The sequence below is a fragment of the Caldisalinibacter kiritimatiensis genome (genome assembly GCF_000387765.1).
Classification (GTDB): Bacteria; Bacillota; Clostridia; order Tissierellales; family Caldisalinibacteraceae; genus Caldisalinibacter; species Caldisalinibacter kiritimatiensis.
In genome coordinates this window covers 21,190-32,990 of the sequence record NZ_ARZA01000130.1, presented here as the reverse complement: position 1 = coordinate 32,990, position 11,801 = coordinate 21,190, and the positions used below count along the sequence as shown (strand labels likewise).

Here is an 11,801-nt window from a genome sequence, read left to right as displayed (position 1 = left end):
GGTAATATACCATGAAAAAGATTGTTTCACTTTTATTAATTGCTTTATTAACATTAGTTCCATTATCAGGATGTATTAAAACGGAGGAAAAAAAGGATGTTACTGTTTTGTTAGATTGGGTGCCTAATACTAATCATACAGGATTATATGTAGCTTTAGATAAGGGATACTATGAAGAAGAAGGATTAAATGTAGAAATCATACAGCCTTCAGAAGGAGGAAGTGCTGATTTAATAGCAGCAGGACAAGGAGAATTTGGAATAAGTTATCAAGAGCAGGTAACCTATGCTAGAACATCCGATAATCCGCTGCCTGTAAAGGCAATAGCAGCAATTATACAACATAATACATCAGGATTTGCATCGCCAGTTGAAAAAGGCATAAAGACACCAAAAGATTTTGAAGGAAAAAAATATGGAGGATGGGGCTCACCTGTTGAAGAGGCAATGTTAAAAGCATTAATGGAAAAATATAATGCAGACTTTTCAAAATTAGAAATGGTAGATATAGGAGCACTAGACTTCTTTACTAGTGTAAAGGAGCACGTAGACTTTACTTGGATTTACTATGGTTGGGATGGTGTAGCTTCCGAACTTAAAGACTTTCCTATAAACTTTATAAGACTACAAGACGTTGACCCTAATCTAGATTTTTATACACCAGTTATAATTGCAAACGAAGAATTATTACAAAATGCTCCTGAATTAGCAAAAAGATTTTTAAGAGCAACGACAAAAGGGTATGAATATGCTATAGATAATCCAGAGGATGCTGTAAATTCACTTTTAAAATATGCTCCAGAAATAGACAAGGAAATAGCTGTAGCAAGTCAGAAATATTTAGCAAATGAATATAAAGCAGATGCAAAAAGATGGGGGGAAATGAAAGAAAAAATATGGAGAAATTATGCAAATTGGATGTATGAGAGAGGATTAATTAATAAAAAATTAGATGCGAAAGAGGCATATACAAATGAGTACTTACCAAAATAGTACAAAACTTTTGGCTCAAAGCCTCATTAAGAAATTCAATAATATGTTAGTTGTAAACAACGTATCTATAACTTTACAAGAAAATGAGTTCGTTTCTGTTATTGGACCAAGTGGTTGTGGAAAAAGTACTATTTTTAATATGATAGCAGGTTTAATAAAGCCAGATTCAGGAGATGTATTTATAGATGATGAAAAATATACTGGTATAACTGGTAGAGTGAGTTATATGTATCAAAAAGACTTATTATTGCCCTGGAAAAAAATTATAGATAACGTATCAATTCCATTAATTATAAAAGGACATAGTAAAAATGAAGCAAGGAAAAAAGTTAAAGATTATTTTGAGGTTTTTGGTTTATCAGGATTTGAGTATAAATATCCATTTCAACTATCTGGCGGAATGAGGCAAAGAGCAGCATTGATGAGAACTTATATGTTTTCGAAGGATGTAATACTTCTAGATGAACCCTTTGGTGGACTAGATGCAATAACAAAAACTAAAATGCAGTATTGGCTATTAGAAGTTTTAGAAAAATTAAAAGCATCTATATTATTTATAACTCACGATATTGAAGAAGCTATATTTCTATCAGATAGGATATATATCCTATCTGATAGACCTGCTACAATAAAAAAAGAGATAAGAATAGATTTACCAAAGCCGCGTACTCAAGAAATTCTTACCTCAAAAGAATTTAACGACCTTAAAAGACATGTCTTAAACATTTTATAAACTAAAAAGAGGGTGTTAATATGGCTGTGTTTGATAATGAAGCTAACTCCTATGATGCTTGGTATGAAAGTAAGTTAGGGAAATTTGTAGATAAGGTAGAAAAAGAATGTGCATTTGAACTTTTTAGTCCTCGTAAAGGTATGAAAGTATTAGATGTAGGATGTGGAACTGGTAATTATAGCATTGAACTAGCCAAAATGGGCTGTGAAGTTGTAGGAATAGATATTTCTGATGAAATGTTAGATATAGCTAAAAATAAGGCAAAAGAAAATAATTTAGATATAGAATTTTATAATATGGATGTATATAATATTAAATTTGATGATGAAAGTTTTGACGCTGTATTTTCAATGGCAGCATTTGAGTTTATAAAAGAGCCTGAAAAAGCAATAGAAGAAATTTTTAGAGTAGTAAAGAAGGATGGACAGGTTTTAATTGGTACCATAAATAAAAAGAGTGCTTGGGGTGAGCTTTATTTATCAGAGGAATTTCAAAAGAATAGTATTTTTAAATATGCACAATTTAAAACCCTAGATGAACTTAAGAAGCTAAAAAGTAATTATTTAGTAGATACGGCAGAATGTTTATTTATACCTCCAAATATAGATGAAAAAGATATAAGTATGGAAAAAGAAAAGGATTTATCTAATATGGAAAGAGGAGGGTTTATATGCGTTCTATGGAAAAAATAGCTTCTTGTCAGATTACTTTTACCCCTATTATAAGCGATAACTATATTGATGATGTAAATAAAGTACTAGATATAATTAAGTCATATGAATTAGAATATGATATAGGTATTTTATCAACAACCATACGAGGAAATAAAGAGAAAATATTAAAATTAATTACTGAAATATATAATACAATGGACAATCAATGTAAATTTACTATGGATGTTAAGATATCAAATATTTGTGGTTGTGAAGTTTAGAAAAAAATCCTGTGTTTAGATTAATCTAAACACAGGATTTTTTTATTCTTAAATACAAAAAACACTAAACTTTAACAAAATAAGTAAACCTAACTATAAAAAAACACGTTTTTTGTAAGAAAAAATTAATAAATTTCAAATTTGCTCTATGCAACTCGAAAAAAATTTGATAATATATTTAATTGTCACCGTATTTCTAACAAATTATGAATAACTTATGTTATAACCCTTCTACCGATTGGCAATAATTGCTAGAGGGAGGGACTTCTGATGGCCACTGCTTCTTTAAAGTTGTGGGATATATATGAAGGCTTAAAAAATAATTTCTTGTTTAATAGCGACGTTAATTCAATATATGTGCTTTTAGCGTTATACGATTTAGAAGAGAATATAAGCAATATATATCCCAAATACATAACTACTAAAAAAATTAAAAGAAGATTAAAATATGTTTTTAAAAATAGAGAGAATGCTGATGTAATTGCACACAATATCAGTCTGCTTTTGCATGAAGACGTTAATAGGTTAGAACTGTGTTTTTATCTCGAGGGTTATAAGTATGGTTTTTCAAATGCGAAGTGGGTTAATAGATTAGAAGAAAAAACTATTAAAAAACATGGATTAGAGTTTATATATAAAAGTGAATATTTATTTCATTTTAATTGTACTGATAAAGAAGTGCGAGATATACAATTAAAAGTAGGTAGAGAGATAGATGCGTTAGAGAGAAATAATAAATATTTAGAGGATTTAGTGTATACATTTTCTGACAAAGTAATAAAGAATAAGTTGAAAAATATAGATAAATACATTGATAAACAGCTGAAAATGGATTTTAATCCTTATGATTTTAGTATAAAAGAAGAATGCTATAAGCTTAAAAAAGATGAACTAGATAAAGTGTATAAATCTGTAGTGTCAGTGTTAATAAAGAACTTAAAGAAGATATATAAAGAAGCATGCTGGTATGCTATAAATGATAAAGTATTAAAGAGATATGTATAATTTAATATAATATTGGAAAAAATATCCCTCTAGATAGTCCGGGAGGGATATTTATGAAAAAAGTATCAATATTATCATTAGCAATAACTTGTTTGATAGTTGCGTTTTTTAGCTTTATGATTGGTTACTTTGTAATAGATGTTCAGAAAAATGAAAAACCACCTAATGAAATAATAGGTAGTGAAGAAAAAGATAATGAAATTGAAATTAATGCAAAAGATGATGTTTATATAGGACCAAATACTGACATAGAGTATATAACACATTACTTAAAATGCAATCACTATAAATCAGAAGTAAAAAATCCAGATATAAAAATGATTAACATGGACGAAGAAGAATTTAAAAATTATATTCATAGTATAAACCAAGAATGGAAAGTAGCTTTGTTTTCTCACGATAGAGTTGTAATAAAAATTGAAAAAGAACATTTATGTCCGAATCACTATATTATAGGAGTTAAAGATGAAAAAATAGCGATTTTTAAAATAAATAAAAATGGAGAGAGAAAACCGTACAAAATTATTAATGTGTCAATTACTACGTTGAAGAAAATAGACCAAGAGAAATTAAAGAAAGGGATTATAGTTGATAGTGAAGATAAAATAACTGATGTGCTAGAAAATTTTATAAGTTAATAAATGAGATGTTTGACTTATTGGTAAAATAAAGCTAGGCTGCTAAAATTAAAATAGCCTAGCTTTATTTTATGGTATAAAGAGCTTATGGAGAATCAAAAAAGTTGTCTTAAAAGGAGTTTAGTGATAAAATAGCGAATATATGTTTGTATAGAGGAGCTGATTAAATGAAGATAATTGGAATTGACCCGGGGGTTGCAATTTCAGGATATGGGGTTATTGAATATACAGGTAATAAATTTAAAGTAATAGAATATGGAGCTGTTACTACAAGCCCTAAAACGCCTTTTCCTAAAAGATTAAAAATATTATATGATGAATATATGGAATTATTTACCTTACATAAACCAGATGCAGTGGCAATAGAAGAATTATTTTTCAACAAAAACGTAAAAACTGCCATAGATGTTGGACAGGCAAGAGGTGTCCATCTACTAGCTGCTGTTAATTATGGAGTTGATGTATTTGAATATACTCCACTTCAAGTAAAGCAAGGTGTTGTTGGATATGGTAGAGCTGAAAAAAAACAAGTTCAAGAAATGGTAAAGATTTTACTTAATTTAAAAGAAATACCTAAGCCAGATGATGTAGCAGATGGGTTAGCAGTTGCTATATGTCATGCTCATTCAGGCGGTTTTAAAGATATGTTTAAAATTAGATAAGAGGTGATAAAGTGTACAAGTATATAAAGGGAAGAGTGACTGAAAAGGGTGTAGATTATATAGTTATTGAGAATAATGGAATAGGTTATTTGATATATACTTCAAAAAACTCTATAATGAGTATGGAAGACAATGTTGAAGAATCGACAATATATACTTATTTGAATGTTAGAGAAGATGCTATAACTTTATATGGATTTATATCCAAAGATGAAGTTGATATGTTTAGATTACTTATGTCTGTTTCAGGTATAGGACCTAAGGTAGCATTAGCAATATTATCTACGTTAAGCACAAATAATATTAAGTTAGCAATAATAAACGATGATATTAAAGCACTGTCTAAAGCTCCAGGAATAGGTAAAAAAACTGCTAAAAGAATTATTCTTGAATTGAAGGATAAAATTGATAATAATATAGTTATCGAAGAAAATAGAGTTATTGAAAATACAAACAATATTGATGAAGTTATTGGAGCATTACTTTCATTAGGTTATACTAGAAATGAATGTAATAATGTATTAGCTAAAATTAATAAAGAAAATCTGAAAACAGAAGAAATAATTAAAATTGCATTAAAAGAACTTTCTAAAAAATAGAGAAAGGGAATGAAAACTATGGAAGAAATGGAGAATAGAATAGTAACAGGACAGCTACGTGAAGAGGACAATGAAATAGAAAATAGTTTAAGACCAAAATCGATAGAAGATTATATAGGGCAAGATAAAGTAAAAGAAAAGCTAAAAATATTTATTCAAGCAGCTAAAGGTAGAAAGGAATCATTAGACCATGTACTTTTATATGGTCCTCCTGGACTTGGAAAGACGACTATGGCTAATATTATAGCAAATGAGATGGGGGTTAGTATAAGAATAACCTCAGGTCCAGCTATAGATAGACCAGGAGATTTGGCAGCTATATTAACTAATTTAGGTGAAAATGACGTATTGTTTATAGATGAAATACATAGATTAAATAGGAGTGTAGAGGAAATATTATATCCTGCTATGGAGGACTATGCACTGGATATAATTATAGGTAAAGGTCCAAATGCTAGATCTATAAGACTTGATTTGCCAAGATTCACCTTGATAGGGGCTACAACTAGAGCGGGATTGCTTACCTCTCCATTAAGAGATAGATTTGGTGTGCTTTGTAAACTAGATTTTTATGACGTGATTAGTTTAAAGAGTATAGTAATGAGGTCTGCAAACATATTAAATGTGAAAATAGACGAAAATGGTGCTTTAGAGATAGCTAAGAGGTCTAGAGGTACACCTCGTATTGCAAATAGATTGTTAAAACGAGTTAGGGACTATGCACAAGTAGTAGAGAATGGAAATATTGATCAAGACGTAGCTAAAAAGGCATTAGATTTATTAGAAGTTGATGATAAAGGATTAGATTCAGTGGATAAAAAATTAATACTCACAATTATTAATAAATTTGATGGCGGCCCTGTAGGACTAGATACGTTAGCTGCATCAATTGGGGAAGAAAGAAATACTCTAGAAGATGTCTATGAGCCTTACTTATTGCAAATAGGTTTTCTCAATAGAACACCTAGAGGTAGAACTGTGACAAAAGCTGCATACGACCATTTTGGAATAATAAAAGAAAATAAATAAGGTGGTGTATATGGAACAAATAGGTAGAATTTTAGTATCAATAGGCATTGTTTTATTACTTATTGGTGGTGCTATACTTTTAGCACAAAAGTTGGGATTTGGAAAGTTACCAGGAGATTTATTGATACAAAAGGGAAATGTAACCTTTTTCTTTCCCATTGTGAGTTCCATAATTTTAAGTATTTTATTTACATTAATTCTTAATTTATTTTTTAGAAGATAATACTATATCTACACGAAAGGGAGTGTAGTATTGAAAAAGAGAAATGTTATAAAAAAACTTACTTCTGTTTCAATTATAATTTTATTACTGATTAATTTATATAGTTTAGTATTTAGTAGCGATAATAATGATAAATACATTAGGATAGGACTTAAAAGACCATTAAAATCTGACAATCAAGTCAAAATAACAAGTGTTAATGGTATAGAGATAGGTCAATTTGATAATGAGTTTAAAAACTTATTTACTTTAAACGATAAATGTTACACAGTAAGACTTGATGGTTATTATGATATTCAGAATGAAGAATACATATTTATAAACAAAGATAACGAAAATGAGATTAAACCTGAAATAGGGCCATATCATATTGAGCTTTCAAAAACATTTGATACATATAGCGAAACCATAAAGGAGATAGAAAAAATAAAAAATTTAAGTGTACAAGCATATCCAGTCTATAAAAATGGCTTTAAAATATGGATTGGTCAATATCCATCAGAAGAATTAGCAGAAAAGGATATAAAAAGGTTAAAGGATATTGATGAAGGTATTACTTTGGTTAGTAATAATGATAAAAGAGTAGTCATACAGGATGAAAAAGAAAATATCATTTTAATGTTTAATGTTAAGGAAAATATATATTTGAAGGCTAAAGAGTTAAATAAAGAAGCAATAATTGGTGTGGAAGATAACAACTATAGGGACTATTTAACTTTTAATGTACATGAAAATAAATTAATTGTTATAAACTATGTAAAATTGAATCATTATCTTTATGGTGTAGTGCCTAGAGAGATGTCATATGATTGGCCTTTAGAGGCACTTAAAGCTCAAGCTGTAGCTGCTAGAAACTACACTATTGTTAACTTAAATAAACATAGTGACCTAGGATATGATTTATGTGATACTCAAGATTGTCAAGTTTATGGAGGATATGATTGGGAGCACAGTAAAACTAATAAGGCTGTAAAAGAAACAAGAAATAAACTTATAAAATATATGGGTAAACCTATCTATGCATATTATCATTCATCAAGTGGAGGACATACTGAAAATAGTGAAAATATATGGACTTCGCATGTACCGTATTTAAGAGGAGTAAAAGATGAGTTTTCATTAAATTCGCCAAATGCTGAATGGGAACTTGTATTAAAGAAAGATGAAATACAAAATGAATTAAAGGAAAGTGAAATTAATGTTGGTGAAGTAGTAGCCTTTGAACCAATAAATTATTCAGAGCACGGCAGAGTACTAGAGCTTAAAATAGAAGGCACAGATGATATAGAGATATTAGAAAAAGAAAAAGTAAGATACATATTTGGTACAAGTAAAGTAAAGAGTACACAGTTTAATGTAAGCACAGATTCAGATGTTTATATAATGGATGGATATGATTCTAACACTGTTAAAACTGCACTTAGAAAAACTTCAGTAATTACAGGTGATGGAACTACTATTTTAAGTAAAAATTTTGATAAAGAGTTTGTTATTACTAATGGAATAAATGAACGAAAAATCCCTGTTATTCCAAAAACTTATGTATTAAAAGGTAAAGGATGGGGCCATGGCTTGGGTATGAGTCAATGGGGAGCTAAAAGAATGGCTGAACTAGGCTATAATTATAAACAAATATTAGAATACTATTACACAGGAACAAAAGTTGAGTAAAGGATGATGCAAATGAAAACTAGAGATTTTTATTTTGACCTACCAGAAGAACTTATAGCACAACATCCACTAAAAAACCGAGAATCTTCAAGGTTAATGGTATTAGATAAAAATACTGGTGCAATTGAGCATAAAGTTTTTGCAGATATTATTGATTATCTTAATGAGGGAGATTGTTTAGTATTAAATGATACAAGAGTAATACCAGCTAGATTATTTGGAAAAAGAGAAAAAACAGGTGGAAAAGTAGAGTTTTTATTACTAAATAGATTAGAAGGCGATAAGTGGGAAACTTTAGTTAAACCAGGAAGAAAAGCTAAAATAGGTACAAAAATAGTTTTTGGTGATGGATTATTGAAAGCAAAAGTGATAGATATAGTTGAGGGTGGTGCTAGAATTGTTAAATTTGAGTATGATGGAATTTTTGAAGAGGTACTAGATAGATTAGGGGAAATGCCACTTCCTCCATATATAAAAGAAAAATTAGAAGATAAAGAAAGATATCAAACAGTATATTCAAAAAAAGAAGGTTCAGCAGCTGCACCTACTGCGGGACTACATTTTACTAATGAACTACTAGATAAAATAAAGAAAAAGGGAGTCAACATTGCATATATTACCTTACACGTAGGATTAGGCACATTTAGACCTGTGAAGGTAGAAAATATAGAAGAACATGATATGCACTCAGAATATTATGAAATTAGCGAAGAGGCTGCTAAATTAATAAATGAAACAAGAGAAAATGGAGGTAGTGTCATAGCAGTAGGCACAACGTCTACTAGAACATTGGAGTCTGTGGCAGCTGGCGATGGCAAGGTTTCGGCTAAGAAAGGATGGACTGATATATTTATATATCCTGGTTATAAATTCAAAATTGTTGATAAACTTATAACTAATTTTCATTTACCTGAGTCAACTTTGGTAATGTTAGTGAGTGCATTGGCAGGTAAGGAAAATGTACTCAATGCTTATAATGAAGCGATAGAAGAAAGATATAGATTTTTCAGCTTTGGAGATGCTATGTTTATAAAATAAAGAAAACACATGTACTAATGACAAGGAGGTATGAAATGGCTATAAAATATGAACTAATAAAAGAATCAAAAGAATGTAATGCTAGACTAGGTAAATTGCATACACCTCATGGTGTAATAGAAACTCCAATATTTATGCCTGTAGGTACTAAAGCGACTGTAAAAACCATGACTCCAGAAGAATTGAAGGATATTGGTGCACAGATTATATTAAGTAATACTTATCATCTTTATTTAAGACCAGGACATGAGTTGATTAAAGAAGCAGGTGGATTACATAAATTTATGAATTGGGATGGACCAATTCTTACAGATAGCGGAGGTTTTCAAGTATTTAGTTTAGGACATTTGAGAAATATAACAGAAGAAGGAGTAGAATTTAGATCCCACATTGATGGTTCTAAACATTTCATTAGTCCAGAAAAATCTATTGAAATACAAAATTCACTAGGTTCAGATATTATAATGGCATTTGATGAATGCGCACCATATCCTAGTGATAGAGAATATGTTAAAAATTCATTAGAAAGAACTACAAGATGGGCTAAAAGATGTATAAAGGCTCATAAGAACCCAGAAAAGCAGGCTTTGTTCGGGATTGTACAGGGAGGTATGTATAAAGATTTAAGGGAACAGAGTGCTAAGGACCTCCTAGAACTAGACTTCCCTGGTTATGCAGTAGGGGGTCTAAGTGTCGGTGAACCTGCAGAATTAATGTATGAAGTTCTTGATTACACAGTACCTTTATTACCTAAAAATAAACCAAGATATTTAATGGGAGTAGGAAGCCCTGATTACTTATTTGAGGCTGTAGTAAGGGGTATAGATATGGCAGATTGTGTTTTACCAACAAGAATGGCTAGAAATGGAACATTCCTAACTAGTCAAGGTAGAGTAGTAATAAAAAATGCTAAATATAAAAAGGATTTTAATAAATTAGATCCTGAATGTGATTGCTATACTTGCCAAAACTATTCTAGAGCTTATTTAAGACATTTATTTAAAGCTAATGAAATTTTAGGTGCAAGACTAGCAACAATACACAATTTATATTTCTTATTAAAATTAATGGAAAACATTAGAGAAGCTATTAAAGAAGATAGATTACTAGAATATAAAAATGAATTTTATAGAAAATACGGCTATATTTAAAAGGAGTTTTTGAATATATGTTGAATTATAAATTTATGAAGGGGGGGATATAAAGGTGCAACAAGGTTATGCAGGATTATTAATACCTATTTTATTTTTGGTAATCTTTTACTTTATAGTAATTAGACCACAGCAAAAGAAGGATAAGAAGATTAGGGAAATGAGAAATAACTTAAAAGTAGGAGATGAAATTGTTACTATTGGTGGAATACATGGTAAAATCACCAAAATAAAAGACGATATTATTACAATTGAAGTAGGTGCTGATAAAACAAAATTCACTATAAGTAAGTGGGCAGTAGGAAATCTAAAGAATGAAAGTGAAGAAAAATAACATAAAAATGATAAGGTACATAAAAAGCTTCTGAATATTAAGTTCAGGAGCTTTTTTTATGTAATAAAAAAATTATAAATGCATAAATTTTACTAAGGATGCATGGGGGTGGAGTTTTTGAGATATAAAAATAGTAAGAAAGATAATTATGCTTTGACCTTAATTAAAGGAGTAATTTTAAGTTTTATAATTACACTAGTATCATTTATTGTATTTGCTTTAATATTAACCTATACAAATATAACAGAAAGCGTAATACCAACAGTAGATTCAATAATAATGATATTGAGTATTGCAATAGGTTCTATATATGTAGCCTTTAAAGTTTATAAAAAAGGATGGTTAAATGGAGCCATAGTAGGACTTGCTTACATTGCAATTTTAATAGCAATTAGAAGGTTGATATCAGGTAATGTGCAATATAATGTTTATCTTTTGGTGAAAGTTGCAATATCTATTATAACAGGTGTAGTTGGAGGTATGATAGGCATAAACATAAAATAAATCTTTATTAAAGAGTAAGTTTGTGTTATAATTTAATCAGAAAAAATATCAAGGAGGTATAGTATGAAACATATAAAAACTATTAGTGGACGCAGTTTAATGAAAACTATAGCTACAGGTGGATGTGGAGAATGCCAAACATCTTGCCAGTCAGCTTGTAAAACTTCTTGTACAGTAGGAAACCAAGTTTGTGAAAACAACTAAAAGTACATAGAAGGTAGTGGGAAACCACTACTTTTTTTTAATGCATAAGACAAATAGAATTTTTATTAATTAAATTATAAATAG

Annotated in this window: 16 protein-coding genes; all 16 read left to right on the top strand. The window is 29.5% G+C overall.

Annotated features, from left to right (window positions below):
• Positions 1 to 11 precede the first annotated feature (11 nt).
• The 16 genes from L21TH_RS06400 (at position 12) to scfA (ending at position 11,717) form a co-directional block, all read left to right on the top strand.
• Complete coding sequence (locus L21TH_RS06400; protein ID WP_006312064.1) at positions 12 to 992, top strand: ABC transporter substrate-binding protein; 981 nt, start codon at positions 12 to 14, stop codon at positions 990 to 992.
• Positions 973 to 1,725: an ABC transporter ATP-binding protein gene (locus tag L21TH_RS06395; RefSeq protein WP_034429496.1), complete on the top strand. Its 753-nt coding sequence runs from the start codon at positions 973 to 975 to the stop codon at positions 1,723 to 1,725. Before L21TH_RS06400 ends, L21TH_RS06395 begins: the two co-directional genes overlap by 20 nt.
• A 20-nt stretch (positions 1,726 to 1,745) precedes the next feature.
• Positions 1,746 to 2,417 (top strand): class I SAM-dependent methyltransferase, encoded by a 672-nt coding sequence (locus L21TH_RS06390; RefSeq protein ID WP_006312062.1) that lies wholly within the window; start codon positions 1,746 to 1,748, stop codon positions 2,415 to 2,417.
• Positions 2,396 to 2,659: a YkoF family thiamine/hydroxymethylpyrimidine-binding protein gene (locus L21TH_RS06385; RefSeq protein ID WP_006312061.1), complete on the top strand. Its 264-nt coding sequence runs from the start codon at positions 2,396 to 2,398 to the stop codon at positions 2,657 to 2,659. Before L21TH_RS06390 ends, L21TH_RS06385 begins: the two co-directional genes overlap by 22 nt.
• A gap of 270 nt (positions 2,660 to 2,929) precedes the next feature.
• Positions 2,930 to 3,664, top strand: coding sequence for a hypothetical protein (locus L21TH_RS06380; RefSeq protein ID WP_006312060.1), 735 nt, complete (start codon positions 2,930 to 2,932; stop codon positions 3,662 to 3,664).
• Between the two features lie 53 nt (positions 3,665 to 3,717).
• Positions 3,718 to 4,302 (top strand): BofC C-terminal domain-containing protein, encoded by a 585-nt coding sequence (locus L21TH_RS06375; RefSeq protein ID WP_006312059.1) that lies wholly within the window; start codon positions 3,718 to 3,720, stop codon positions 4,300 to 4,302.
• A 167-nt stretch (positions 4,303 to 4,469) separates the two neighbouring features.
• Positions 4,470 to 4,964 carry a crossover junction endodeoxyribonuclease RuvC gene (ruvC, locus tag L21TH_RS06370; protein WP_006312058.1) on the top strand — a complete coding sequence of 165 codons (495 nt, stop codon included), beginning with the start codon at positions 4,470 to 4,472 and terminating at the stop codon, positions 4,962 to 4,964.
• 11 nt (positions 4,965 to 4,975) lie between these two features.
• Positions 4,976 to 5,563 (top strand): Holliday junction branch migration protein RuvA, encoded by a 588-nt coding sequence (gene ruvA / locus L21TH_RS06365; RefSeq protein WP_006312056.1) that lies wholly within the window; start codon positions 4,976 to 4,978, stop codon positions 5,561 to 5,563.
• 18 nt (positions 5,564 to 5,581) lie between these two features.
• Positions 5,582 to 6,592 carry a Holliday junction branch migration DNA helicase RuvB gene (gene ruvB / locus L21TH_RS06360; protein WP_006312055.1) on the top strand — a complete coding sequence of 337 codons (1,011 nt, stop codon included), beginning with the start codon at positions 5,582 to 5,584 and terminating at the stop codon, positions 6,590 to 6,592.
• 10 nt (positions 6,593 to 6,602) lie between these two features.
• Entirely contained in the window at positions 6,603 to 6,815 is a 213-nt protein-coding gene (locus tag L21TH_RS06355; RefSeq protein ID WP_006312054.1) for a DUF2905 domain-containing protein, read from the top strand.
• 30 nt (positions 6,816 to 6,845) lie between these two features.
• Positions 6,846 to 8,486, top strand: coding sequence for a SpoIID/LytB domain-containing protein (locus L21TH_RS14945; protein WP_006312053.1), 1,641 nt, complete (start codon positions 6,846 to 6,848; stop codon positions 8,484 to 8,486).
• Between the two features lie 12 nt (positions 8,487 to 8,498).
• Positions 8,499 to 9,524, top strand: a complete 1,026-nt coding sequence (queA, locus tag L21TH_RS06345; protein ID WP_006312051.1) for a tRNA preQ1(34) S-adenosylmethionine ribosyltransferase-isomerase QueA — start codon at positions 8,499 to 8,501, stop codon at positions 9,522 to 9,524.
• 35 nt (positions 9,525 to 9,559) lie between these two features.
• Positions 9,560 to 10,675, top strand: a complete 1,116-nt coding sequence (gene tgt / locus L21TH_RS06340) for a tRNA guanosine(34) transglycosylase Tgt (protein WP_006312049.1) — start codon at positions 9,560 to 9,562, stop codon at positions 10,673 to 10,675.
• Between the two features lie 55 nt (positions 10,676 to 10,730).
• The gene (gene yajC / locus L21TH_RS06335; protein WP_006312047.1) at positions 10,731 to 11,009 is read left to right on the top strand and encodes a preprotein translocase subunit YajC; all 279 of its coding nucleotides are present in this window, start codon (positions 10,731 to 10,733) and stop codon (positions 11,007 to 11,009) included.
• A 117-nt stretch (positions 11,010 to 11,126) separates the two neighbouring features.
• Positions 11,127 to 11,513 carry a TIGR04086 family membrane protein gene (locus L21TH_RS06330; RefSeq protein ID WP_006312045.1) on the top strand — a complete coding sequence of 129 codons (387 nt, stop codon included), beginning with the start codon at positions 11,127 to 11,129 and terminating at the stop codon, positions 11,511 to 11,513.
• 63 nt (positions 11,514 to 11,576) lie between these two features.
• Entirely contained in the window at positions 11,577 to 11,717 is a 141-nt protein-coding gene (scfA, locus tag L21TH_RS14035) for a six-cysteine ranthipeptide SCIFF (protein WP_006312043.1), read from the top strand.
• The last annotated feature ends 84 nt before the right edge of the window (positions 11,718 to 11,801 follow it).